Here is a 25,416-nt window from a genome sequence, read left to right as displayed (position 1 = left end):
CAAGCGAAACGAATTAGCCCGGCGACCTCGGCTTCCGGACTTTTTGTGGGCATGCGACGGTTGTTATTGATGTTGTGGCGGAGAGGGAGGGATTCGGTTTCACGCCTATCCTGCTGAAAATGCTAATCTTTTCGCGCTTTTTGTTACGCAGTTTGTTACACTGCTACAACTGCGATTTACAATCGCTCTTTTGAGCTCGCCTGCCCAATCCATCTTATCTGTCGAAACCGACGCAATGGCGCGGCGGTGGATTGGGTCACTCTGTCATAGTATCCGCGCTTCATTAAGTTGACGATGCCGTTTAGACTCGGAGCTGATCCTTTCCGGTCGATCACCAGGATTTGGCGCGCGACCCGGCACCGGCGGTTCGTCTTTGTACGTTTGTGTCATCCAGGCCGGATCAACTCGGCCATCAGGCTTCTCACGACTTATGCATGCGTTTCCCACTTTTATTAGCATTCGGTGCGAACCCGCACCCTGCACCAAACCTGCGACGCCTAAGCTATCGTCCTCGACTTGAGCGTTCCCTGCTTCTCGTGGAAGACGCTAAATTCGCTCGTGCGTTATTGCCGGCCAGCAAAGGCTGCGGGTCGGCGGTGAGGGTGTCGAGGAGCGGCGGCCGTTCCCTTTCACTCAATAGTGCCGCCGGCGCCTGGATGGTTTCCACGACGCCGCCCCCGCAATCGTAGCCGTTGTGATGATCATCGTGCATGCGCTGAGCTGTTGGGGACATGCTGATGGCGGTGCCGGAAGCACCGGAGACATGTGATATCTCGGCAGCGGGCAGAGCGGCTTCTCTGTCGCTGCACAGGAAAGCGTAGAGTTCCTTCACGCAAATGCGGGCGTCCTTCTTGTCTTTTTGAAAGGGCGGGACGAGGGGCAACCTGATATCGGCCTTTTGGTAGAACGGACTGCGCTCTTCGTACAGCTGGTCAACCTTCTGCTCGATGTCGGCGCCTTGCAGCAGCGGCCGGCTGGTGTCCCTCTCGAGGCGCCTGCGGAGCTCTTTCAGCTCGGGTGTCGAGCCAGATCGACCTCGCCTTATTAAGAATCAGGGCTTGATTGGACTCCTTGCCAAAGCAGCCGCCGCCGGTTGCGATGACGATGGGGCCTCTCTCCAGCTGCTTGGCGAGCTCTTTGGTCTCCAGGTCCCTGAAGTGCGCCTCGCCACGGCCAGGGTCGGCGAACATCTCCATCAGATTGCCGTGATCGGCGACGATATGCTTATCGATGTCGACAAACTCCACCCCCAACTCCTTGGCAAGCTGGGCGCCGATGGTCGACTTGCCGCTCGCCGGCATGCCGACGAGCACGACCGGCCGCGTACCGAGGGCCGCGAGGATCTCGCCGGCTTGCGGCGAGCGAGCGACCGCAATCTGTTGTCTTGCGACGATGGGCGACCTGGAGGTCCCTGCCGCCCTCGACCTGCTTTCTCCTGACGAGTCCCAGTGTAATATCTCCCAGGCACCACGGGGAATGGGGACTAGCTGTGAGCTCTGCGCGCGGTGCGCGAGCTCGGCCCGATAACTGGCCGGCGTAGGGAACTCGACCTCGAAGCGATAGTTCTGCGCGGTTCTGAACGCCGTGTGAACGCCGCGTAACCGCGGCCTGTCCATCCTGATGACCCAGTTGGTGGTCTCGACCTCGCTGCAGTCCCGCTCCTCGAAGGCCAGTGCCGCCTTCCTGAAGGCGCGCGTAAAAGCCTCGTCCGGGATCTCGAAGACATGGCGCACGGCATTGGTGACCAGTTGGGCCTCCGGCGCCGTGCTCACGCTCTGGCCGGTCAACTCGTCGGCTATCCAGACCTGCCCGCCCGACCGTTGGTCAAGATGCGGCACCTTCACCTCGATGCCGTCCTGCCGCAAAAGCTCGGCAACCGCATGCACAATTTTTGGTAATCGCGCTTTCTTGCGCTTCGGCGGGGGCGGCTTCGAGCCTGGCCCGCTCAAGGGCCTGTTCGCTGCTCAGCGTTATCGTGCTGGCGCGGTCGTCTTCGGCCGAGATTGCTAAGGCGCTGAGCAGAATGCGCTTTTCGACGGCGAGTCTGATCGAGGCCTCCATGACCGATGCCGCCAGCGTGGGGTTGTCCTTCAGATCCGCCAGGCTGCCATCGACGTCGAACCGGCCCTGGTGGAGCTTTGCCGCCTGCGCCTTGACATATGGCGCCGACTTGAAGCCCGGCCTCTGCTCCAAGAGCCGCTGCAATTCGGTGGTTTTTTGCATGAACACCCGCGCACCGGTATCGGACTTGTAGGCGTCAGTGCCGACCTTGATGCCGACGCTCAACAGATTGATGGCGCTTTCATGCAGCTTGACTTCCGACTGCTCATGAGCCGGCTCGCTATTGAGCTGCAGGTTCCAGTCCTGGAGCTCGGCCACTAACAACGCGGCCAGTTCGCAGGCCACCGGATGCCTGGCGGCCTTGCTGTCTTCCCTCGCCCTGGCGATGAGCTCATGGAGGGCCTGGCCATCCGGCCGATCTTCCTGCAACAGTGCGCGGATGTCGGCCTTGAGCTCATTATGAATGCCCTCGTAGGTGCCGAAGATGGCACGCTCGGCAAACCAGCGTTGCGCCTCCAGCGGCTGCGCCAGCACGTTGCGCTGCAGGCAGCTGTAGGTCTCCAGCACCAGCCCGGTGGCCGACAGGATCTGCTTGGACCGGGTGAACTGGTAGCCGCTTTTCTCAATGGCCGGCGTGTGCGACTTCGGCGGCTTCATCGAGGCGATGCCGCGCGCCTGCAGCTGCGCGTCGAACTGGCGCACATGCTCGTAAAGGCGAGGCTGGTCGCCAATGATGACGACGGTGTCGCCATCAAAATCGCCGTCGAGCATTTTTTGTTCGACGCTTGGAACCGCAACCAAAGAGCCGGGCGCGAACACCTCCGTCGCCTGCAGGATGCCGACGCACTCGAGCGCGGTGTCGGCCTTGACCCGGTCCTTTTCCTCCAGCCAGTACGAATGGCACTTTACGTCCTCGGCAGACATCACGACCCCGCGCTCGGCGAAGTCCGCCGGCCACATTTCGTCGGGCACAACGATCAAGATGCCTTTGGCAAAGAAGGTCGGATCGTCGGCGGCAAGCCCAGCCCCCGACCTGTGCGCGAAGTTGAAGCTATATTGGAAGGCCACGCACCGATCCAGGAACGCCGCGGTCCGGTCGCCATCGCGCGCCGACCTGACCCGGTCGGCGGCGAACGGGCGCAGGTTGGGCTTGTCATAGGGGGAGCGTCCGACAAGCACGCCAGCGTCACGGGTCAAGGTCTTGCTCTTGCCCGTCGGCACATGCAGGCATTCGTCGCTGGACGGCACGGCGATAGCGCTCGAACCCTCGATATGCCCGCCCGTGACCGTCCGGAACAGCTCCTCGGCGGTGAGGCTTTGATGGGTTTCGAGCCAAGCCTGAGCCTTCTCGCGGGTCTCCTGTGCTACCTCGACGCTACGCGGATAATGTTGCAGCGCCGAGGGCGGTACCGCCGATTGCCTTTTATCGGCATAGGCAGGCATCCGCTCGGGAGCGTCGTGGCGAGCCCGGGCAATGGACGGCATGCGCTCGGCCAGTGAGGCCCTAATGAAGCCGCAGCCGTCATGCGGCCGCAAGGCGATCTCGCCGTCTCGCCCCTCGAACCGGAAGGGATGCACTGCGCCTGCGGGATGGTCGGGCAGAAGGGACAGCTTGAAGCACCCTTCCAGCGCATAATCATGGGGGCCAATGTCGGGGATGCCCGGCGGCGCGGCAAATCCGCGGCGCTGGGTATAGTAATAGGCTTCCTTGAACGGCGCCCAGGCCCGCGACAGCTGCTCAAAGGCCGTACCCGGAGCCGTCTCGGCATAGGGGATCGCCAAAAGCTTGCCGCTTGGGGCCTCTGCGGCCGTGAAAGGCAGGTGAGAGGCAAGCTGGTTCAGGCTCTTTTGCGGCGGCTTCAGTTTGCTGCCGCCGAACAGGTCCATGCGGTAGGGCACGCCCTCCACGGTGAACGTGCGTGTCAGCATGGCTCCAGTCGGAGTTCCCTTTAGCTGCACCGCCACCACCTTCACCGCGCCCGAGGTCAAGCGGTGGAAAATGGAATAGCGCAACTCGGCTTCGCTGGCCAGCGGCCGGCCTTGCATGTCGACCACCGGCAGCCGCATCAGTCCGGCATCGCCTTGCGGCGGTCTCGGCTCGTGGTCCATGGCCTGAAGGACCCGATGGACATCGAAGCTGGAGGCTGCATGCTGGGCCTGGATCATCGATGCGTTCTGCGCCATGAAGGTGTCGAGCGCTTCGAGCGGCTCCTTCGCCTCGATCTCGGCGATCACGCTCGAGTTCGCGCACCGCCTCGGCGCGCGCCGCGGCGCTCCTTCCTCGGCTGATGAACACTGCCGATCATAGATTCGACTGCCAGCCTCAAAGCCCCATCGTCGTGCATAATATGGGCTGGCCTCGCTACATTCGAAGGGGATCGAAGGCCGATCCCACGGTGCGGTGAAAGAAGCTGCAAGCGGCTTCCAAGACTAGGTGCGAGCACCTCGATCTCATTGTAGGCCCGTCATCGGATCATATGGAAATCGGTGAGCTTCATCCGCCGGCCTTTTACAACGTGGTTTGGTCGATCCTCTAGGGGATTACGCAGTCTTAAGCCAGCATTAATACCTTAGACGCGACACTAGGAATACTTTTACTATTCGCTAAAGCTCGATGCTATTTGACGAGGACTGGTCTTGCGTTTGCAGTTTTCTAGATGAGAGGGCTAAAGGACATTAGCGTCGGGACCAAGCTCTCGTTGGGCTTTGGGCTGGCGCTGCTGTGCGTCGTGGCCGTGGGAGTATTTGGGGTCGCGCAACTGCGATCACTCAACAAGGTCACGAGCGAGATCACCAGCGTTTGGTTGCCCCAGGTCCAGATCGTCGGCGAGATGAAGCGCAACCTCGCGGAACACCAGCTCTATGCGACGTTGCGCGTGCGCACTGCCGAGGCTGCGCAGATAGCCGGCATTGAGAAGGAGATGGCGAGGGAAAGCGACGAAATACTGCAAGGTCGGCGCGCCTATCGCCGGAGTGCCGGATCGCTGGCCGAGCAGCAGCTGTTCGACCAGTTCGTCAACCTATGGACGGCCTACGAAGATTCCCTGACATCGATTTTCCCGCTCCTCGAAACAGGAGGGCGAACAATGGCTGTCAAGGAGTTCGAGACGGTATCGCTCCCGACCGTTGCCGCCGCCACGCAGCGATTGGACGACCTGCTGGCCCTCACCAGCGAGCGCAGCACGGCCGCGGCGGTGATGGCGGACAGGACCTACACCGTTGCGCAAAGATTGACTTGGCTGGCAGTTCTTTTTGCCGCCGGGTGTCTTGGTGGGCTTGTCGCCTGGATACGCCACAATGTCAGCAAGCCGATCCTCGCCGTGACCGAGGCGATGCGTTGCTTGGCGCAGGGCGAGCGCCGTTCGAGTCTCATTGCGCTGAAAAGGGATCGGCAGGACGAGGTTGGAGTGCTGTTCTCGGCCTTTGCCGGCTACCGGGCCAGCCTGGAGCGCAGCGATGCCTTGGCCCGAGAAGCCGAGCTGGAGCGGCAGCAATTGGCCGCGGCCGCCGCCAATATGCCCGTAGGGCTTTGCATGTTCGATGCGGAGAGGCGGCTGGTTCTGTGCAACCAAAGCTACGCCGATCTCTACCATGTGCCGGAGCCCCTGACTCGTCCCGGCACGCCGTGGATCGATTTGATGCGGTTCCGGATCGCGGCGGGCCTCTATGCCGGCCATGACCCGGAAAAGTATGTGCAGCAGCTGACGGAGACCATCGATCGCGCAGAGCGGACGGTGAGCCTGGTGGAACTCAGGGACGGACGCACCATCGACCTCATCCATCAGCCACTGCCGGGCGGCGGGTGGCTTGCCACTCACCATGACGTGACCGACTTGCGGCGGAGCGAAGCCAAGATTTCATACATGGCGCGCCACGACGGACTTACCGAGCTTCCAAATCGCATATTGTTCCGCGAACGCGCCGAGGAGGCTTTGGTCGAGATGCGGCGTGATGGTAGCAAGATTGCTTTCCACTGCCTCGATCTCGATCATTTCAAGATGGTCAACGACACGCTGGGGCACCCGGTTGGCGACGCCTTGCTGAAGGAGGTCGCCGCCAGACTGAAACAGGTGGCCCGTGAAGGCGACACCGTGGCAAGGCTCGGCGGCGATGAGTTCGTGATCATTCAAACCGCGGTTGATCAGCCGGTCGAGGCGACAGCTCTTGCCCAACGGGTCATTGATGGGCTGAGCGCACCTTATGTCGTCGATGGCCACGGGGTTATGATCAGCGCCAGCATCGGCATCTCGATCGCGCCGGACGATGGCATTGACGCCGACCAACTTCTCAAGACCGGCGACATGGCGCTCTACCGGGCGAAGGCGGAAGGCCGCGGAACCTACAGGTTCTTCGAACCGGAAATGGATGCGCGCATGCAGGCGCGGCGGTTTCTCGAACTCGACCTGCGCGAAGCGGTGGTGCGGCAGCAGTTCGAAATCTACTACCAACCGCTCCTCAATCTCGACCGCGGCGAGGTCAGCTGCTTCGAGGCGCTGCTGCGCTGGCATCACCCGACGCGCGGCATCGTATCCCCGGGAGAATTCATCCCGCTGGCCGAGGACATCGGCCTCATCGTCCCGATCGGTGAATGGGTTATCAAGCAAGCCTGTCTCGACGCGGCAAGCTGGCCCGGTAGCATCAAGGTCGCCGTCAATCTGTGCCCGGCGCAATTTCGCAACGCGCGCTTGCTCTCCACCATCGTCGAGGCATTGGATATCTCGGGACTGCCCCCCAGCCGGCTTGAGCTTGAGATCACCGAGACAGTGCTGCTGGCCAACAGCCAGGCGACTCTCTCGATGCTGCAACATATCCACATGCTCGGCGTTCATATCGCGATGGACGACTTCGGAACCGGATATTCGAGCTTGAGCTATCTGCGCTCGTTCCCATTCGACAAGATCAAGATCGATCAATCCTTCATCACGGACGCCGGAGATATCGACAGTTCCGTCGCCATCATTCGAGCGGTCACGAGCCTCGGCAACAGCCTCGGGATGCAGACCACCGCCGAGGGCGTCGAGACCGTGGAGCAGCTGGAACGGGTCCGAAGAGAAGGCTGCACCGAGGCGCAGGGCTTCCTGCTCAGCCGCCCGCTGCCCGCGCGGGACATCCCCGCGATGCTGGAGCGGACCCGCGCCGTGGTGGCGGGCGAGATCATTGAGACCGAACCCGAAACGTCAGGCGAGCGAGACACGGACAAGCCGGGCAGGCGTCGCAGTAGGGCGTCTGTCCCCGCCTAACCGGGATGCAAGCGAAAAACAGTGCCAACGAACATGAGTTTGCCGGCCTAGTTCAGGCCGCCACTCGGATCATGTCGATAGCGGGTGTGTAGGTCGGCGCGGCTCGAAATTAGGTGTGCTGAGCGCCGGTCAAAGTGGGATTAGCTTGTCATATCGATTATGGGATCCAGGTTGAACCCGACTTGCAGGACTCTGCTCGTAACCGAGCAGATCAACCTCACATTCGGTCGCTGCTCTTCACGGCTGCACCAACATCCCGCCTACGGCCGCTGGGCTCGGGCGACGAGACCATTCTGAGTGAGCGGCGTTTTATATACCCGTTCGGTCGTCAGTACCTTGCGTTCACGACAGATACGCCGGCGATCCTCCTGCTCCGGTGTTGGCTCTTTGACCATTGCACATATGCGCGGTTCGCCTCGCTTGAAGGCAAGGAGAGACGAGCGTTTCACCATCGATCTTATCGGTTTTGGCTCGGCGACTGCGACGAGACACTGCGATAGAAGCGGGATCAACGACGTAGCTCTCGATCCCCGCCTTGCTCAGAACCCGATGGATCCAGGAGCCATCGAGCCCGGCTTCCTGGATAGCGACGACGGGGAAGTCTGGCCCCATGCGTGCTCTTGCCTTCTCTCGCACGCTATCGAAGCGACGGAACAAGGCGGATAAATCACCACTGGGGACACTGTGTTTCGACAACTTCTCGCCGCCACCTGGCGACAACGACGAGATCAGCCAGGTTGAACGGCTGAGCTCCAGCGATACGAAGATTGCGCCCAGACCAGTCCGGATAGCAGTCAGAGTTTCGGATCGGTCGGCCACTACATGCATGGTGTTCCTCCGCGGGGTGTTTGTTAGCAGCGTCACTCTGCCAGAGCACGCGCCGCTATCCATCCGTCGCCATGGGATCTGGTGATTGTTCATGTCGCCGATTCCCGCGAAGGAACGCCACCATGACCAAGATTGAAAGTAAGACCGCCAGCGCTGCCGTCAAAGACATTCTGCTTTCAGACCCGGACGGACTTCACGAAATGATCCGTGCGGTGATGCAGGAGGTGCTCGAGGCCGAGATGGACGACGGTGGAGGAGACCATCGAGCGCACGCTGACCTTCTTTTGCCTGCCGCGCCAGCATCACAAGCATCTCAAGAGCACCAACATGCTTGAACGGCTCAATGAGGAAATCCGCCGGCGCACCTATGTCGTGCGCATCTTCCCCAACGCCGAAAGCTGCCTGCGCCTCGTCAGGGCGCCGGCTGTCGAAACCAACGAAAACTGGATGGAGGCCCTACATCAACATTGACGACCTGCGCGAGCACAAGAAGCTCGCTCTACGCCAAGCCGCATGACCAGCATCGTGGCCGCCCCATTTTGCAGAACTTGACGCACACAACCGCCACTTCGAGTTTACCGACCGCACCGAGTCATCCACGCAAAGACCTGCGCAGCGTCAGCTTCAGAGCTTGGTCCCACCGGCTGAACGCCAAAAAAGCGGATCTTGGCCATCGGAAGCGCCCTCAACCGACTGAGAGGTTTCGGCTTATGCGATGCGACTGGCAGTCCTGCGCTCCGGGGACAAGGCCGTGGCGGCAGAAGATCCCCTGGACATCAGGCGATGTCCGGAAGGCAGCATCGTAGTAACGGTTTTTACGCCGCTCGCGGCACGCGCGAGGTGAACGTCGCCCGGGTGACCGACACGCTGGTGCCGTCAATATCGCTGATAATCTCCACCCTGGCCTCCAGTTGTTTCACCAGTGCTTCGACGATGGCTGTTCCAAGTCCGGTAGCCGGTACGTCGTTGGCGATCTTGCCGACGCCATTGTCCGAAACCGTCAGTTTCCAGTCACTGCCCGCGGTCTCGTAGCTCACCTGGATGCGAGCGCCGGTTCTCTTCTTGGGGAAAGCATATTTGATGGCGTTGAGCACGAGTTCGGTGACAATTAGTCCCAGACTGACTGCCCTTTGCGAATCTATCCTGCCGCCTTCGGCCATTACGGTGACCGTGATCGGCTGGGCTTCGCCGACCATCGACGAGGCGAGGCTGCTGCACAATTTCGGTAGGTAAGAGCCGACATCGATCTCGTCGACGCCGGCGGAGGTGTGGAGATGGCGTTGCACCTCGGCCACGGACAGAACGCGCTGATGGGCGTCCTTGAGATGCTGGCGCGTCTCTTCCGACGTCACCGAGCGTGCCTTCAGCAACAGGATCGAGGCAATGATCTGCAGGCTGTTGGCAACCCGATGCTCCATCTCGCGCAGCAGGACGTCTTTCTGCCGAAGCAGGTCTTCGGTGCGACCGAGCAGTTCTTCCTTCTCCCGCTCGATGATACGACGGGCCGTTATGTCATTGAAGGCGAGAAGGATGGTGATGGCCGAACTATGGTCGTAAAGCACCTTGCGGGCATTGAGCAGCATGGTGCGACGGCCGATCCGCGTTCCTGAGCCATGCTTGCCTCCCTCTATCCCTTGATCTGGATCTTCTTCGGCCGATCCGCCTCCGGCCGGTGCAACTCGACTTCGAGCAGCCCGTTGGCGAAACGCGCCTCGACCCGTTCCGGGTCGACGCGGAATGGCAATTGCACTGTCCGGGAGAAGGTCCCATAGGCGCGCTCACGGCGGTGCCAGACGGATTTCTCGTCCTCCGTTCGAGGCTCGCGCGTTCCCTTCAATGTCAGAATGTTCTCGCGCACCGTGAGGCCGATTTCGTCAGGTGATATCCCCGGCAGTTCCGCGGCCACCGCCACGCTGTCCTCGCCAGTCCAAAGATTGATCGGCGGAAACTCCTGAGCGGCGCTGGCGGTCAGCCCGGCCAAACGCTGGTTTACTTCCTGTTGCATGCGCCGCATTTCCACAAACGGATCGAACCCGATGCGGCCGAAATCCGACAAAAGCATGTACATCCTCCTATGATTCACGACCTTGCATGATTGCCACGCGCGACACGTGCGTGCGCACCGGAAGCGGAATCGATCGATGGCAACAGGAGGGGCGATCAGCACAGAGACCGAGCGGCCCGATCGCGCAACCTCGCAGAATGCGAGAAAGAGGGGTTCGGGCAGACGCCGGAACACATCCTCCTTGCGAAGCGACATGAACCGAACTCGATCCACCGTAGGGCCGGACCGTCATTCCCGTGCCAGGACCCGATAGCGGCATCCGGCTTTATCATTAGGTGGCCCCAAATGGCCTTTCACGAGGTGATCTTTGACATTCCACCAGTCACCTCTTCGGCAACAGCGGGGTCCCTTCGAATCCGTAGCCACGTTGCCTCTAGTCGCTGATTTGGCTTCCCTTTGCGCAACTGTCGGGATCGACGAAGCGTCCCGAATTGCACCGCGGTTCGATCAACTGATCGCAGGCGACGCGCCGCATCGTCATGGTAGCTGACGAATGAATCGGCATGACACGTCGCAGTGACCGAGACATCAAGCCAGCACCTATGTCGGCTTGCCGCAAGTCAAAAGAATCCAGCCCTGCGTGCCGCGTTCGCTGACCTTCGCCAGTGACGCCATTTGCATTTCGGCCGGACAGATGGGCACAGACATGTGCAATTCCCGCATCGCCCATTATTGGAACTCACAAGGCGGCGTTCTTTCCGTCTTGGCGAGCAGCGGGCCAACGCGTTACCGGCGGTGATCTTCCTGCAGCTTTAAATCAGTCGCCACCAACGACGAAATCAGATTTGGCCAGCACGCCGGCAATCCTGGCAAATCCCACAATGCTTGCCGCGCCTGCTCGGGTGTCATCTGTCCGGCGATCGCTGCGTTGCTGCTTCTCACCGCGCAACTGAATACCGGTCCCCGACGCGCTTTTGGCCACTGATTCAGGAATACGAGCGCTTCGCGCACTGTGTTGATGTCGTGACGACGTCGTTGGTCTTAACCTGGACCGGCGATAGGAAAGCCAGACCGGTTATTCTTACCTCCCTGCGATCGCACGCTGGATCTTTCATTCGGTGGTTGGTTGCGTGACAGGTTTCGAACGTTAGGTCTTGTTTTCTCTGGAAGATCGGGCTGTACGACATAATCCAAATGTTGCGACGCAGCGAAGGCTTCTGCTGGTTCCCGAGTTGAAAAAGCCAGTTGCACCTGGATGAGTGTGTCGCCGCCACCCAATAGCCCATCAGATGTTCAATGGCAGGCGGCGTCCGACGCTCGAACAGCAAGCGCCACGGCCGGCGGGTAGCCGATGCCACAGCTTTGGAGCTGCCCCGGATACTATTATAAGACCGATTGACGCGGGGCTCGACGCGTTTGCGGCAAATAAGCTCGAGTGTGGACAGAGATGTGACGTTCTATTGAGTCGCTGACCCAATCGGTAGCGACCTGGTGATCCACGCAACCAATTCCGGTCGTTTCTGTCACTAAGAACTCGATATTCGCTATTTGCACCTCGAAAGTCGCATAATTGGCAGTGAGAAACTCAACGCGTTGTGAGGATGGCATAGAGAAGCAGTAGCCCCTTCTCTAGTCTCGCTACGGGAAAAATTCTGGAAAATGGGTCTGCTTGGCTGGACGCAGAACGCTGTGGTTATTCAGCCGGCATTTCTGAAGCCTCTCCAAGACAAACAGCTTGCCTTCGCGCACGCTGTCTTCGAGCGGCTTCGGCTTCGCCAGATGCGCCGCAATCGCGCTGGCCAGCATGCAACCTGTCCCGCGCATCGATGTGGCAAGGCGCGGTGCATCGAAGCGGATGGGTTCGTGCCCGGAGCGTAACAGAATATCGGTCGACCGGGTTCCCGACGCATGCCCACCCTTGATCAGCAGGGCTTGAGGGCCGGCGGCCAGCAGTCTTTTTCCTTGTTGGAGCGCTCCGTCCTCATCCACTGCCAGTTCGGAGCCACTAAGGAGCGCCAGTTCAGGGAGGTTGGGCGTGACAATGCAGCAAAGCGGCATAAGATCGCGCTTCATGGCAGCGATAGCGCCTGCTTGCAGAAGTGCGCGGCCTGAGGTGGAGGCCAGCACAGGGTCGAGTACTGCGGGGACATGCGGAAATTTGCGCAGCACTGCGGCAACGGCAACAATGATCTTGGCAGTCGCCAGCATGCCGATCTTGATTGTGGCCACGTCGTTGGCCTGCAGCGCGGCGCACATCTGATTGGCCACCAGGCTAGGTGGCGAATAATAGATTTCGATCACGGCGTCATGCGTTTGCACCGTTAGCGCTGTGACGGCGAGACAGGTGCGCACGCCAATGGCAGAGATCGTCTCGATATCGCGTGCAATTCCAGCACCGCCACTGGAGTCCGATCCACCGACGACAAGCACATGTGGTTCTCGCCTCAGCGCCATTGGTCCGTCTTTTCGATCCATTCTCGCGTGCGCGCCTCGGGGTCGTCGTTGAGCGTGATGTCGGTCACCACCGCCGCGCTGTCCGCGCCAGCCGCAAAGACACCGTCGAGCCGCTCAGGGTTGAGGCCACCAATGGCGACCAATTGAAACGGCGCGACCTGGCGCTTCCATTCGCTGATCCGTTCGACCCCTTGCGGCGCCCATTTCATCTTCTTCAGGATGGTCGGATAGATGGGTCCAAGCGCTATGTAGTCAGGCTCGGCGGCCATCGCCGTTTCCAGCTCCTGATGATCATGTGTGCTCAGTCCGAGCCTTACGCCGGCTGCCCGTATCGCCAAGAGGTCAGCGGTCTGCAAATCCTCCTGGCCGAGATGTATGAAGTCGCAGCCTTCCTCGATTGCCAGGCGCCAGTGGTCGTTGACGATGAGTTGGCACTGGTATCGAGCACACAAGGCCTTCGCGGTGCGGATCTCCGCGCGCAACCCAGCCTCATCCACGGTCTTGATGCGCAGTTGCAGAAGCCGGACTCCGAGTGGGACCAGCCGTTCGATCCAGGCAGCGCTGTCGACGATCAGATAAAAGGGATCGAGCTTCATGAAAAAACGGCCCTGCCGACCATCGGTGTCGATGGCACGGCGACGTCGCGCGGTTCGAGCATTCCCGAACTGAACGCCTCACGACCGGCGTCGACCGCCTTACCGAAAGCACGCGCCATGCCGACCGGATATGCCGCCTTGGCGACCGCTGTGTTCAGGAGCACGGCGTCAAAGCCGAGTTCCATGACGGTGGCCGCGTGCGACGGCCGTCCGAGCCCCGCATCCACAATCAGCGGGACGCCAGGGAAATATCCGCGCATCGAGCGCAGCGCCGTCATGTTGACCGGTCCCAAGGCGGAACCGATCGGTGCGCACCACGGCATCAGGACCTTGCAGCCCGTTTCCAGCAGCCGCTCGGCGACAACGAGATCGTCGGTGGTATAGGGGAATACCGCAAAGCCGTCCTCGCACAGGATGCGGGCGGCTTCAACCAGACCGAACACATCCGGCTGTAGCGTGTCGTGATTGCCGATCACTTCGAGCTTGATCCAGTTGGTGCCGAAGACCTCGCGCGCCATTTTCGCGGTGGTGACGGCTTCCTTGACGGAGAGGCAGCCGGCGGTATTGGGCAGGATTCTGGCGCCCAGCGAGCGGATCAACGACCAGAATTGTTCGCCGGCTCTACCGCCCGCCATCTCACGCCGCAACGAGACGGTCACCACCGACGTGCCCGACGCCTTGACTGCATCGGCAAGGATGGCCGGCGAAGGATATTGAGCGGTGCCGAGAAGCAGGCGCGACGAAAGCTCGGTTCCATAAAGCTCCAACATGCTAGCCGCCCTGCATGGGCGAGAGGATTTCGATCCGGTCGCCGTCGCTCAACTGGAACTCCGTGCGGTTGGCTTTGTGCACGAGGTCGCCGTTGACGGCGGTGGCGAGCCAATCGCCCTCATAGTCGAGCGCGGCAAGCAACTCGGCCAGCGTGGTGGCGGCAATCTCACGCGCCTCGCCGTTGACCATCAGTTTCATGAGCATGCTCCTTGGTTCTGTCTTGACTGAAAACCAGGCCGGCAGCCTGGCGCGCCATGGCGGGGGCGAGGAGAAAACCGTGACGATAAAGACCGTTGATCGCGATGATCTCACCGTCTGTTTCGACGCGTGGCAAATTGTCGGGAAATGCCGGACGGACACCCACACCGGTTTCAACGATCTCGGCCTCACCAAAGGCCGGATGGAGGGCATGGGCGGCGCCCAGCAGCTCCATCATGGAACGCGCCGTCACCGGTCCGGCGCTCTGGCTTTCAATCATCGTCGCTCCGATCATGAAACGGTGATCGGTGCGCGGCACGGCATAAAGCGGAAAGCGTGGATGAAGCAAACGGACCGGCCGCGACAGCGAGACATCAGGCGTGCGAAGGATCAGCATTTCGCCGCGAACACCGCGCAGCCTGTCATCGGCCGCTGCCATTCCCATGCAGTCTATCTGACGGGCGAAACCCGAAACAGGCCGGGCGTCGCAGCCGAAGTGGAATTTGACACCCATGGTCGCAAGGTTGTCATGAAGTGCCGCCATCGCCTGGCGTGGGTCGAGGTGAGCCTCGTTGGGGAAGAGCAATCCACGCCGGAAGCGGCCGGCGAGGTCGGGTTCCAGGAGCGCAATTTCGTTTTCATCGACGCGCCTATGCCCTGACGTGCGACTGGCGAACCGGTCAAGCTCACCGGCATCACGCGGCGCGGCCACGACCAATGTCCCGGCCCGTGTCACCTGACCCGACAGCACCGCATCCCACCAGTCGGCAGCGTCGCGTCCGAGATCCAGCACCGGCTGCTCCGCGCTTTCGCGCTCGCACCATGGCGCCAGCATGCCGCCGGCGAACCACGACGCGTTGCCGCCAAGGCCATGCCGCATCTCGGCGACTGTGACCGTCGCGCCGCGGGCGGCGAGTTCGAAAGCGACGGTGAGGCCGGCAACGCCGGCCCCTTTGACGAGCACCCTCATGATGGTTTGGGAGCCTCCGGCACGACCGGTACGCCAGTCTCGTCCGCCGGCATGTAGAGATCGCCGCCCTCCCGGTATTTTGCCGCCATTGCCGCCATGCCTTCCTTCTGAGCCTCGGCACGGATGTCGTGGGAAATGCGCATGGAGCAGAATTTCGGCCCGCACATCGAACAGAAATGTGCCAGCTTGTGCGCCTCCTTGGGCAAGGTCTGGTCGTGGAAGGACCGTGCGGTTTCGGGGTCGAGCGACAGGTTGAACTGGTCCTCCCAGCGGAACTCGAAGCGCGCGCGCGAAAGGGCATCATCCCTGGTTTTCGCTGCCGGATGGCCCTTCGCCAGATCGGCTGCATGGGCGGCTATCTTGTAAGTGATCACCCCAATCTTGACGTCGTTGCGGTCGGGAAGGCCGAGATGCTCTTTCGGCGTGACGTAGCAAAGCATTGCGGTGCCGAACCAGCCTATCATGGCGGCACCTATCCCTGAGGTGATGTGGTCATAGCCCGGCGCGATGTCGGTCGTCAGCGGCCCCAACGTGTAGAACGGCGCCTCACCGCACACTGCGAGCTGCTTGTCCATGTTCTGCCTGATCTTGTGCATGGGGACATGGCCCGGGCCTTCGATCATCACCTGGCAGTCCTTTGCCCAGGCAATCTTGGTGAGTTCTCCAAGTGTTTCCAGTTCGGCGAATTGCGCCGCGTCGTTCGCATCGGCGATTGAACCGGGACGAAGGCCGTCGCCGAGCGAGAAGGAAACGTCATAGGCTCTGGCGATGTCGCAGATCTCCTCGAAATGCTCGTAGAGGAAGCTCTCCCGGTGATGGTGCAGGCACCATTTGGCCATGATCGAGCCGCCGCGCGAGACGATGCCCGTGACCCGGTCGACGGTCAGCGGTATGTAGTGCAGCCGCACGCCGGCGTGGATGGTGAAATAGTCGACGCCTTGCTCGGCCTGCTCGATCAGCGTGTCGCGATAGACCTCCCAGTTGAGGTCCTCGGCGATGCCGCCGACCTTTTCGAGCGCCTGATAGAGCGGCACCGTGCCGATCGGCACCGGTGCATTGCGCACGATCCAGTCGCGGATGTTGTGGATGTTGCGGCCGGTCGACAGGTCCATCACCGTATCGGCGCCCCAGCGGATCGCCCACACCATCTTTTCGACCTCTTCGGCCATCGACGATGTGACAGCCGAGTTACCGATGTTGGCGTTGATCTTCACCAGGAAATTTCGCCCGATGATCATCGGTTCGCTCTCGGGATGATTGATGTTGGCGGGAATGATTGCGCGTCCGCGCGCCACCTCGTCGCGCACGAATTCGGGTGTGACGAAATCTGGGATCGCCGCGCCGAAGGCTTCGCCGTCGCGTTGCAGCTTGCCGCGCATCACCTCGCGGCCGAGATTCTCGCGGATGGCTACGAACTCCATTTCTGGCGTGATGATGCCGGCGCGCGCATAGGCAAGTTGGGTCACCGCCTTGCCCTGCTTGGCCTTGAGCGGCCGATTGCGTATCGGAAATTCCGGTGTCAGGCGCTCGCCGGTGGCGAATCCATTGTCTTCCGGCCGGACGTGGCGGCCGTCATAGGCTTCGACATCGCAACGCGCCGTGACCCATTCGTGGCGAAGCCGGGCAAGGCCTTTTTCGATGCTGGTTTGGACTGATGGATCGGTGTAGGGGCCGGACGGATCGTAGACGGTGACGGGCGGTTCGCCGGCCGTCGGATGGACGGAAATCTCGCGCATCGGCACCCTGATCTGCGGGTAGAGGACGCCGGGCTTGTGGATTTTCCGCGAGGCGGGCAGTGGTCCCGTCGACACGGCGGGGGTGAGGGCATTCATCGTGAGGCTCCTTTGCTCATGCATTGGAGACCCAGTTCTGTGCCGGAAGGATGAAAAGACGCTTCTGTAGACCTGCTGCAGCAGGACCTCGGGCGTAAACTCCCGCAAAGCGCTTGCACCGTCCCTACGCCAGTATGAACTGGATCAGGTTCAACGGGTCACTGCGCCGCGAAAGCCAGCAGTATCTCAGCCCCTTACCGGGACTCCCCTGGTGAATGCCTCAAGTTGAATGGGCCGGTGCTGCTTTGTCAAGCGCCTTCGGGCGCCTTCGGGCGCCTTCGGCCGGTGGCGACGTCCGGCGGCCGGCCGAGCGGAGAGCTCGCGCATGCATCGGGGACAAGTCACGCCCCGTAGACCAGGGCTGGAATGGCCAAAGTCTCATTCGCTTCGTGAAGGATGGAAAAACTGTATCGGCCATGTGCGTCGAGATCGACCGAGTAGCTCAGGCGGTCACGGATGTGGTTATCCTGGTCGAAGGCGACGATTTGCGGCTTCAGCGAGGTGATTTGCACCACGTCCAGGTAGATGGAGTTGCAGATATGATCTGGTCGTCGGGCTGGCAGGTGCAAGCGGCCGCTCTATTCAGGATGCGGCATCGGCGGCGTTCCCGATACCAATGATATCTTGCGGGCAACTTATGCAATCACCGGCTTCGTAAAACCCGACGGCGGCGGCCGTGTCCTGGCGCTGAGGATGTGCCGCTGTTCCAGCAGAGAAATCGCGTGGGCGCGGAGTTTTCGCTCTGCGAGGAAGAGTTGACGCAATCGTTTAGCTTGCTTGCAGTTCGTAGAGACCCGCCTTTGAAAGCAACTAAGCTATTGCATTGATATGTTGGTGCGCGATCGATCGCTACATAGCCGGCCGCCATTATCCGAGTATTGATCCGCCGGTGTTCGTGTTGCCGTATATGGCAATCCCTGCGAGATCGTCGCGGCCGGATCGGCCGCACCCTCTAGTCATAAAAGGGGAAGCGACCGAGAATTCCGCTGCCGAAAACTTCTCTGGCTTGGCTATGCATGCGGTAGATGAGATCGCCGCCTACCGCGACCTGGTCGAGGAAGGCATCGACGCCCAGTTCGGACAGCCTGGTTATCGCAATGCGTTAGCGGCTCAGACTTGCGGTCTCGAGAGCGGCCTTTGGGGGTCACCTCTTTTTTGTTTCAGAGGTTGGAAGACGGCTGCTCGTTACCCAATAGAAATGGCGACTACGGAACGCGATCGATCGCGGCCATCAGGAAACACCTGTCTTCGGCTCAACCTCGACATGGCGTCCGATCGACCGCAGATATACAGCTATCTCGTCCATGAGATGATCGCGTTCGCCGTAGATCTCAGCAATCCTGCGCAGCTGTGGCTCGACGGACCTCCGTTGCGCCGGCGTCAAATCAGCATCGCCAAAGACATATCCCAAGTTGCCAATCGCGCAAATGTTGCAGCCGGCCTCCACAACTGCTTGCACGAATGCCGGAATGTCTTTTTCTTGCATAGTCTTCATGTCGAACCTCTCGTGAATGGCGTGCTTGCGCGCCCATGCTGCCTTTTCAGCGTGTCCTCTGGGCGGCGCAAGCCTTGAGCGTAATTGTGCCGGGCAACCTCGACTATCCCGTCTGCCACGCTCTTTAGAGTCGGTGGGGTCTGGTGATTGCAGGCTGGGCCACTCAAAAGCCTGCAAGAAGAAAGTCATGGCGACCATTGCTCAAGATCGCGAGGGTGCGTGCAAGACCTTCCGTTGGCAGTCATGCACGCTCACCCAGCAACTGGGTATTGAGCAACTGGGTCTCACGTCGCGGGTCTCGTGTGCTTCACAGCCGAAAATAAGGTACCACCGTGGCTATTCTCAAGTGCAGGCTACCTCTTCAGGACACGGCGGAGTGCCTTCCGACGCACCCCTGGTGCAACGTGCGACCTAACGAGACACATCTCGTTCGCGTTCCCTCGACCTTTCTTCGTATTGCTGCTTGCCCTGCGATTTCAGGCCCTCTGCTAGCTTCTCGGCCGCTCTTTGGCCTGCAATGTCACTATTCAAGATCATATCCGACATCCCTGGATGGTCATAACCGTAATGCGCATGCAGTTTCCCTCACGAGCAGCGCCTATCCGTCGATTAGTTCGTCTTCCGGAACCCGAAGCCCTTTTTATCCGGCGTACCTATCCACCATTCAACCGGTATACCTTTCCCAACTTTGGCGGACCATTTACCTCAGGCATGATCATCTCGCGTGACATTTTTTTTTGGCGCCATCATCGCACGTGGCATTTTCTAAAAACCAAGACGTGTCAATTTGTAAAATCAAGGATGCGGCCGCGCCCGTTGCGAGGATTTGCAGGTAGCTCTTCAGCCCCAACACGATGTGTGAGGCGGCGGTGGAAAAGGCAACCGACGGCGTCGACGCGTCCTTTGATGATCGCAAGCGATATGCTTCGTCGCGAGCCCAGATTGCGGTCTCGGGCACAAGGCGAGATCACAGTTCTGCGATCTGTGGTAACGCGAGCCCGCAAAGCGCCGCTGCGGCCACCGCTTTTGGAATCTGGACGAGATTCGTCGTCGTCTGAGATCAGTTGATCGAGCAGTTCGCGCGCGCGGGACGCGCTTGCGGTGCAGTCTCTCCCGCGAGCTCGCCCGTGACCTTCTCATCGACGACATCCGAGAGCTGCGCGGACGGCCCTATGACCTCGTCGCTGTCGCCGGCGGCTGGAAGCACCTGACACGGCCGGCCTATGCCGATGCCATCCGCGCCTGCGGAAGCAGCGGGCGTGCCGTGGACCTGACGTGGTCGGACGTGCTGATGCTGATGTGCATCGGCACTTCCAGCCGATTACCCGCGCCGAATTGTCGTCGGTTTTCGGGAAGTAATCAGTCGCGACCTGATCGGCCATCTGCGGCACCGGCCTGATCGCGTCGAACCCGCGCAGTCCGACGCCCGGCGCTCCCTACACCTATGTGACGACAAAAGCGTCCTGCTCGAGTTCGGCCTCGACACGCTTCGCGATCTCCCGGACTGCGAGGCGCTCGAGGATGCCGGGCTGCTGAGCAGAGATGAGCTGCTTGCTGGTGAAATTATGCCAGAGTTGGCTAGTGGCCATGAGGATGCGGGTTTGGATACGGAGGAATAGCTTGGCGCTGCAGACGCTGTGGCCACCGGGCTTGCGAGTGCTTCCAGCTTTCCATAGCGAATCTAGCGCGCCCAAGGGCGTCCGAAATTTGTAGGCAAATTTCGGACATGGACACGGTCAGCGACGTCAAGCAGGCAGCGGTATGCGGCCTCTGCACCGCTGTCGCCCAAAAATTCGTGGCCATGGGCAAGCCCCACTTGAGACCCCCAGAGAGAACGCTCGTGAGCGATGGAAACGGTTTTGGTCCAAAGCTTGATACAGATGGCCTGCAGATGGGTGTAGGGTTTCAAAGCGCTCGAAGACGCGCCTTCGCAGAGTTAAAAGTCCGCGACGAACTCGTGTGTCGTTTGTCGCCAACTGCAAATTCGATAGTTAGCGCAATTATACTGCGCCGAGTCTGCCATCTCGAGCCCCAAGGGTTTGTGAGGCCTCTCGGCTCACCACCGCCTTTGCTAACCGCCGTGATTCCAAAGACGCGTGCCTTTACGGAGGGGGTCAAACGGCCTATATTATTCTTTATAAGGAGAAGAATAATGGGCACACTTGCTCGCATCTACACCCCCGCAGAGGCAGCCGCCGTCAGCGGGATAGGAATCAAGGCCGTGCACAATGCGATCGACAAACGCATTGTCGATACTGTGCCAAGCACTGCTCGGCGCATCGGTGGGGTCGTCCGACGGGCATTGACCGGCGAGGATTTGCTGCGGCTCAAGCTTTGGTATGGCGTGGGTGCGACATTGCCCGCTGATCGTCGCTACCGCCTGTTCGAGGAAATCAAAGCTGCCCCAAGGGCCAAGACCGTAAGGGCCGACGACCTGCTGATCGTCGACGTCGCCGAGGCACGTAAACAGCTCAAAGCGCGCATCGTGGATCTTGATGAAGCGGAGGCCGCCATCGGCCGCGTTAAAGGGGTGATGGGCGGAGAGCCTGTCTTCAAAGGAACCCGCATCCCTGTTCGTATGATCACGACGATGCTAGCGCAGGGCGCAGATGAAGCGGAGGTTCTGGAGGGATATCCGAAGCTAACGCCGCGCGTGATTGAGCTCGCCAGAATGTGGGTCGCCGCGCACCCGGTTCGTGGGCGGCCTAAGAAGCTGGTCGAGCAGGGCGTGAAAATAAAGTCGTCGAAGCGCGTGGTTTTGAAGGGCGACCCAGGTCCGTCGGCCAGGTCGAGACGCGTGTGACCTCGTGAGGTTTCTGATCGATGAGTGCCTGCACACGTCTCTGGTTGCGGTAGCCCAAGAACGCGGACATGAAGCAAACCACGTCAACTGGCTTGGGCTAAGCGGCGAAACCGACTGGGACCTCATGCCGCTCATTATCGATGAGGATTTCACCTTCGTCACCAACAATGCTAAGGACTTCAGGAAGCTCTATGCCAAAGAACCGGTTCACGCCGGCCTGATTATCGTCGTCCCTCAGGTCGGGCCTGAAAAACAGAGAGAGCTCTTCGATGCTCTCCTCGAGGATCTTGGCCCAGAGGAATTCCTGATTAATGAAGTTATCGAAATCGAGATCGAAAACGGCATTGCAATCGTAACACGATACGATCTGCCGTCGCCCTAGCTGAGGCTGCGCGATCTCCGCTTATGACCGACCCGGTTGCCAGTCGCTCATCTGCAAAATGTTACCGCCGAGTTTTGCAAACGCGCGTTGGCGGCAGGAGAAAACGAGAATCTGCTGATCGTGTGATTGACGATGCAAAGCGTCGAACATGCGCTCGATGCGGTCGTCATCGGAATAAACCAAAGCGTCATCCAGGATAACCGGTGTGGGTCGGCCGTCGCGGGCAAGCAAACGGGCGAAGGCCAGACGTGTCAGAACCGAAAGCTGTTCTCGCATGCCGCCACTCAACCTATCGACATCCTCATCCTGACCATTGCGGCGAACGGTCTGTGGCAACAGTGTGTTCTCGTCGAACACTATGGAGATGTCATCGAATAGCAATCCAAGCAGCGGTCGCAGCTCGGACATGACCGGCTTCAGATAAAGATCGCGTGCCGTCGAGCGCGCAGCGACCAGCGTCGTGCGCAGCCGGTCGAGGACGGCTTTTTCGAATTCGAAGCGTCTCGCTCGCTCTCCAGCGATTTCCAATTTTTCTGTGGCCTCGCGCAAAGCTTCTTCCACCGCGTCGTCGGACCGAGTGCGAATATGGCCATTGAGATCGGCCAGGGTTACACGCAACTGACTTGCTTCCTGTGTGGCGGCATCCTGAACCGAACGGGCGCGGCGCAGAACGGCTTCAGCGCTGGTGAGATCGCGAGCGCCGTCGCGCAGGGGAGCAGCGCGCATTTCGGCCGCTTCGCGCAGCTTTTGTCGTGCGGTGGCCTCGGTGAGCAGCAAGCGCCCCTTTTCCTCGCGCGCTGCATCGGGTCCCAATATGACCTCGAGGCTGGTCAGTTCCGCCTGGATGGTGACATAAGCCGTCTCCGCAGCCATGACAGCCTCGTCGGCATGGCTGCGCAAAGGCAAGGCCTCGCGCACGCTGTTGCGTGTTGTCGCCACACGCTGCTCGGCTGCGGCATGATGTTGCCGGATCTGTTCTGGATCGACTTTGAGTTCGAGGTCCCCGGCCCCGAGGGCACTCAGACGAGCAAGCTCCTCGTGTAATTGCTGTATCCCCTTGGGCGCGAGATCGGCAAGTCGCTGACGCGCCAAGCCCAGTTCGGTAGCTTTGTCGCGCGCTTCCACTAGGCGCTGGCGTGCCGTCCTGAGGCTATCGACACCGAGGGACGCAAGCAGGCTGCGGTGCTTCGCTTCGGCGTCTTCGATGGTCCGGTCGGCCTGCTGCGGCCGATTCGATCGCAGGGTCAAGGCTCCGATGCCGGCAATATCCAGGCGTACGGTGCCAGCAAAGCTTTGGTCTTCTGCATGGGGCAAGGGCTTGGCATCGATGGTCACCAAATCGGCGGCGCCGTCCCGGTATTCCATGCATAGCGTCGGCAGGGTTGCCAGGTGAGCTGCACGAAGGCTGGCGATCTCGATTTCGAGCGCCTGGAGTTGCTCGACAGCTTGTTCCGGCACCGCCAGCATCGCCAGTGCTGCCTCTCCATCTTCGATCTGGGTTCTGGCGACTTCGGCTTGTTTCAACCGGTTGTCCGAGCCGGCCAGTTGTTCGGCAGCGTCACGCGCCAAAAGAGTCGCATCCAGCCGCGCGAGCAATTCGCGTGCTTCGCGCTCTTCCAGTTCGGCTGCTTGAACTTCGCCCATCGCTTGTTCGTTTTCGGCAATGGCAGAAGCGCGCCGATCGAGAACCTCACTGCGGCGAAGCTGCGCAATCGTCGACTGCTGGCGCAAATCCGTGGCTCGTTTGAGCGCGGTCCGAAAACTATCGAGGGCCTGCTGCGCCGCGTCGTGGTGAATTGCGGCAAGGGCAGCTTCCGCCTCGGCGGCTTTCAAGGCTTCGCTGTGCGATTTGGCGGCCTCGACTGCGGCTTCCGCGGCCGAGATGGCTTCCCGCCGAGTGGCGCCTTCTTCGGGGTTTTCAAGCTCAGACAGACGCGCCAACGCCATGCGCCGCTTGTCGAGCGAATCGCGCAGACCGGTGACTTCGGCGCTGAGACGCTGCTCGTCTTTCACCAGCTTGTCACGCTCGTCGAGCGCTGCCGCATAGAGACCGCCGCTCTTGGGACGCAGCGTTGACGTAACCAGGCTATAGAGTTCTTCTTCACATGCCGCGGCGATTTCGGCCATGCGTCGCCCGCCGGTCAGGGCTTCAACTTCCCCCTGAACCGAGGACAGTAGGCTTTCGCGCACGCGTTTTTCGCCGTCCTCCTCGCTTTTGCTGCGCCTTTCGATGCCGGTGACCCCTTGGCGAACCCAGAGCAATCCTGCCGGTCCTGCGCTTCCGCCATGGATTAGTTTGCCGATAAAGGCTTCGGCCTCATCGGCTTGAGCCAACAGTCGCCCGCCGTCGAGGTCAATAACGCTGGCCAGCCTGCCGCCATAAAACTGCTTGGCAAGTCGATAGCGTCCTTCTGAAGTGGTGATGTCGGCCTCCACCACCGGATTGCCCCCACTGTAAGGCCGCAACAGTCGCACGCCTTCGGGTGTGCCCGTGTGAGGCTGGAAAAAGAGTGCGTGCAGCGCTTCGAAGAAGGTTGATTTGCCGAACTCATTGACCGCGCAAAGCACGTTGACGCCGTCGCCGATGTTTTCGATGGCGACGCCTTGCCCGGCGAACCGTTTGACGTTGTGGAGCCGAAGGGCCGTAAGTTTCATGATCCCATCGCCTCGCAATAGCTGAACAACCGAACCAGTGCTTCTCGCGATATGTCGCGTTCGACAGCCGACCGGGTTTCGTCGCTGCTTTCATCCAACAGTGCCTGCGCTGCCTCGCGAAGGGCACCAGAGCGGTCGATCCGATCCAAATCGCCACTTTCGCAGTCGGTCGCGAGCCCGTCCCCGTCCAGTTCCAGATAGGCGAAGTCGGGCGCGGCTACCGCGATCGCCGCTTGAAGGATCGTTCGCCCACTTAACCGCACCCGGCCAGACGCGGCAATTCGCAGCAAAGTCTGACGCCGCAGATGAGCCGGTGGAAGCAACGCTTCAAATGCCGCGGCGCTGTCGTCGCCAGACAGCAGATGCAGGGGAGCGGTTTTCCAGGAAAAGCTAGCTGTTTCAACGGCCACGATCTCGGGCACGGCGCCAGGCCCGGCAATGGAAACGACAAGGGCCTGACCGGGTGTATCATGCTTGAAACGGTCAGGTTCGGGCGCACCGCTATAACGGCTGCGCTCATTGATGGTGACGGGTCCGTGCCAGTCGCCAAGTGCCAGATAATCGAGGCCGGCCTTAGTCGCGCGATCTGGTGCAATGACATCGGACGCTGCTGAATCTTCGGAAAAGTTCTGAATAGCGCCATGAGCAAGGCCGAGCCGGATGGCGCCTTGCGGCGTCGCGGCGCTGTTCATCCACTCGGTAAGGTCGCGACCGGGTCTGCGGGTGGTGCAAGGTGCAGGCAGCAGCGCCACGTCCGCGCCAATGGTCAGGGTTTCGGGCCGCGTCGCCAGCAGGACATTGTCCGGCACAACGCTGTCCGCTGCACTCCACAATTGATCAGCCAACAGGGAATCATGGTTGCCAGGCAGCAATATCCAGCGCAGAGGCGCGCTCTGGCTCATCTCGGCCATGGCCTGCCGCAACATCGCTGGAGTGGGCGTTTCGGTATCGAACGTATCGCCGGCCAGAAGTATGGTGGATGCACCATGGACGCGTGCCTGCTCTGCCAGCCGGCTGATCGCGCCATGGCGCGCTTCACGGAGCCGCCCGCGCAGATCCTCTGGCATGTTGCCGAACCGCTTGCCGATATGAAGATCGGAGCTGTGGATGAATCGAAACATGGAGT

General features: G+C 60.7%; 19 protein-coding genes, 4 pseudogenes and 1 riboswitch. Of the genes and pseudogenes, 6 read left to right on the top strand and 17 right to left on the bottom strand.

Going from position 1 to position 25,416, the window contains the following annotated elements:
- Positions 1 to 502: 502 nt before the first annotated feature.
- The 3 genes from EN804_RS38140 to EN804_RS26045 are packed head-to-tail and all read right to left on the bottom strand — an operon-like array spanning position 503 to position 4,296.
- A complete protein-coding gene (locus EN804_RS38140) occupies positions 503 to 964 on the bottom strand; it encodes a hypothetical protein (protein ID WP_245454879.1) in 462 nt (153 codons plus the stop codon).
- Positions 933 to 1,844: a shikimate kinase gene (locus EN804_RS38700; protein ID WP_245454709.1), complete on the bottom strand. Its 912-nt coding sequence runs from the start codon at positions 1,842 to 1,844 to the stop codon at positions 933 to 935. The genes EN804_RS38140 and EN804_RS38700 overlap by 32 nt, the downstream gene beginning before the upstream one ends.
- Positions 1,825 to 4,296: a hypothetical protein gene (locus EN804_RS26045; protein ID WP_245455307.1), complete on the bottom strand. Its 2,472-nt coding sequence runs from the start codon at positions 4,294 to 4,296 to the stop codon at positions 1,825 to 1,827. Before EN804_RS26045 ends, EN804_RS38700 begins: the two co-directional genes overlap by 20 nt.
- Before the next feature lie 422 nt (positions 4,297 to 4,718).
- Between EN804_RS26045 and EN804_RS26040 the strand changes: the two genes are divergently transcribed.
- On the top strand, positions 4,719 to 7,301 hold the full coding sequence (locus EN804_RS26040) for an EAL domain-containing protein (RefSeq protein WP_135921657.1): 2,583 nt from the start codon (positions 4,719 to 4,721) through the stop codon (positions 7,299 to 7,301).
- A 314-nt stretch (positions 7,302 to 7,615) separates the two neighbouring features.
- On the opposite strand, the pseudogene EN804_RS37350 reads toward EN804_RS26040, so the two are convergent.
- Positions 7,616 to 8,129: pseudogene (locus EN804_RS37350) on the bottom strand (transposase); the annotation flags it as partial.
- 122 nt (positions 8,130 to 8,251) lie between these two features.
- On the opposite strand from EN804_RS37350, the gene EN804_RS26030 reads away from it, so the two are divergent.
- Together EN804_RS26030 and EN804_RS26025 are read left to right on the top strand one after the other, a co-directional pair.
- The gene (locus EN804_RS26030; RefSeq protein WP_126057615.1) at positions 8,252 to 8,464 is read left to right on the top strand and encodes a hypothetical protein; all 213 of its coding nucleotides are present in this window, start codon (positions 8,252 to 8,254) and stop codon (positions 8,462 to 8,464) included.
- Positions 8,364 to 8,646: pseudogene (locus EN804_RS26025) on the top strand (transposase); the annotation flags it as partial. The gene EN804_RS26030 and the pseudogene EN804_RS26025, both read left to right, overlap by 101 nt.
- A gap of 298 nt (positions 8,647 to 8,944) precedes the next feature.
- On the opposite strand, the pseudogene EN804_RS26020 reads toward EN804_RS26025, so the two are convergent.
- The 11 genes and pseudogenes from EN804_RS26020 to EN804_RS38855 all read right to left on the bottom strand — a co-directional run.
- Positions 8,945 to 9,727, bottom strand: a pseudogene (locus EN804_RS26020) (sensor histidine kinase); the annotation flags it as partial.
- A gap of 29 nt (positions 9,728 to 9,756) precedes the next feature.
- Positions 9,757 to 10,389 carry an Hsp20/alpha crystallin family protein gene (locus EN804_RS26015; protein ID WP_126057616.1) on the bottom strand — a complete coding sequence of 211 codons (633 nt, stop codon included), beginning with the start codon at positions 10,387 to 10,389 and terminating at the stop codon, positions 9,757 to 9,759.
- A gap of 531 nt (positions 10,390 to 10,920) precedes the next feature.
- Positions 10,921 to 11,145, bottom strand: a complete 225-nt coding sequence (locus tag EN804_RS26010) for a DUF982 domain-containing protein (RefSeq protein ID WP_245454712.1) — start codon at positions 11,143 to 11,145, stop codon at positions 10,921 to 10,923.
- A 627-nt stretch (positions 11,146 to 11,772) separates the two neighbouring features.
- Positions 11,773 to 12,588, bottom strand: a complete 816-nt coding sequence (locus EN804_RS26000) for a hydroxymethylpyrimidine/phosphomethylpyrimidine kinase (protein WP_126057617.1) — start codon at positions 12,586 to 12,588, stop codon at positions 11,773 to 11,775.
- Positions 12,579 to 13,184, bottom strand: a complete 606-nt coding sequence (locus tag EN804_RS25995; protein WP_126057618.1) for a thiamine phosphate synthase — start codon at positions 13,182 to 13,184, stop codon at positions 12,579 to 12,581. Before EN804_RS25995 ends, EN804_RS26000 begins: the two co-directional genes overlap by 10 nt.
- On the bottom strand, positions 13,181 to 13,954 hold the full coding sequence (locus tag EN804_RS25990; protein WP_126057619.1) for a thiazole synthase: 774 nt from the start codon (positions 13,952 to 13,954) through the stop codon (positions 13,181 to 13,183). Before EN804_RS25990 ends, EN804_RS25995 begins: the two co-directional genes overlap by 4 nt.
- Position 13,955: 1 nt before the next feature.
- Positions 13,956 to 14,153, bottom strand: a complete 198-nt coding sequence (gene thiS / locus EN804_RS25985; RefSeq protein ID WP_126057620.1) for a sulfur carrier protein ThiS — start codon at positions 14,151 to 14,153, stop codon at positions 13,956 to 13,958.
- Positions 14,122 to 15,123 carry a glycine oxidase ThiO gene (gene thiO, locus EN804_RS25980; protein ID WP_126057621.1) on the bottom strand — a complete coding sequence of 334 codons (1,002 nt, stop codon included), beginning with the start codon at positions 15,121 to 15,123 and terminating at the stop codon, positions 14,122 to 14,124. Before thiO ends, thiS begins: the two co-directional genes overlap by 32 nt.
- Positions 15,120 to 16,955: a phosphomethylpyrimidine synthase ThiC gene (gene thiC / locus EN804_RS25975; RefSeq protein WP_126063809.1), complete on the bottom strand. Its 1,836-nt coding sequence runs from the start codon at positions 16,953 to 16,955 to the stop codon at positions 15,120 to 15,122. The genes thiO and thiC overlap by 4 nt, the downstream gene beginning before the upstream one ends.
- 103 nt (positions 16,956 to 17,058) lie before the next feature.
- Positions 17,059 to 17,175, bottom strand: a riboswitch (TPP riboswitch).
- 121 nt (positions 17,176 to 17,296) lie between these two features.
- On the bottom strand, positions 17,297 to 17,524 hold the full coding sequence (locus EN804_RS25970) for a hypothetical protein (protein ID WP_245454713.1): 228 nt from the start codon (positions 17,522 to 17,524) through the stop codon (positions 17,297 to 17,299).
- Between the two features lie 662 nt (positions 17,525 to 18,186).
- Positions 18,187 to 18,648: a hypothetical protein gene (locus EN804_RS38855; protein ID WP_306283303.1), complete on the bottom strand. Its 462-nt coding sequence runs from the start codon at positions 18,646 to 18,648 to the stop codon at positions 18,187 to 18,189.
- An 898-nt stretch (positions 18,649 to 19,546) separates the two neighbouring features.
- Here EN804_RS38855 and EN804_RS38130 point away from each other — a divergent pair.
- From EN804_RS38130 to EN804_RS25950, 3 genes and pseudogenes are all read left to right on the top strand, one after another.
- Positions 19,547 to 20,069, top strand: a pseudogene (locus tag EN804_RS38130) (SMC-Scp complex subunit ScpB).
- A 533-nt stretch (positions 20,070 to 20,602) separates the two neighbouring features.
- The gene (locus tag EN804_RS25955; protein WP_126057624.1) at positions 20,603 to 21,253 is read left to right on the top strand and encodes a DUF433 domain-containing protein; all 651 of its coding nucleotides are present in this window, start codon (positions 20,603 to 20,605) and stop codon (positions 21,251 to 21,253) included.
- A gap of 4 nt (positions 21,254 to 21,257) precedes the next feature.
- Positions 21,258 to 21,635: a DUF5615 family PIN-like protein gene (locus tag EN804_RS25950; protein ID WP_126057625.1), complete on the top strand. Its 378-nt coding sequence runs from the start codon at positions 21,258 to 21,260 to the stop codon at positions 21,633 to 21,635.
- Between the two features lie 21 nt (positions 21,636 to 21,656).
- Here EN804_RS25950 and EN804_RS25945 read toward each other — a convergent pair whose 3' ends face one another.
- Together EN804_RS25945 and EN804_RS25940 are read right to left on the bottom strand one after the other, a co-directional pair.
- The gene (locus EN804_RS25945) at positions 21,657 to 24,290 is read right to left on the bottom strand and encodes an ATP-binding protein (RefSeq protein ID WP_126063810.1); all 2,634 of its coding nucleotides are present in this window, start codon (positions 24,288 to 24,290) and stop codon (positions 21,657 to 21,659) included.
- Complete coding sequence (locus tag EN804_RS25940; protein WP_126057626.1) at positions 24,287 to 25,411, bottom strand: DNA repair exonuclease; 1,125 nt, start codon at positions 25,409 to 25,411, stop codon at positions 24,287 to 24,289. Before EN804_RS25940 ends, EN804_RS25945 begins: the two co-directional genes overlap by 4 nt.
- Positions 25,412 to 25,416 lie beyond the last annotated feature (5 nt).

The organism is Mesorhizobium sp. M8A.F.Ca.ET.161.01.1.1 (genome assembly GCF_004792105.1).
Taxonomy (GTDB): Bacteria; Pseudomonadota; Alphaproteobacteria; order Rhizobiales; family Rhizobiaceae; genus Mesorhizobium.
This window is presented reverse-complemented; position numbering and strand designations above follow the sequence as displayed.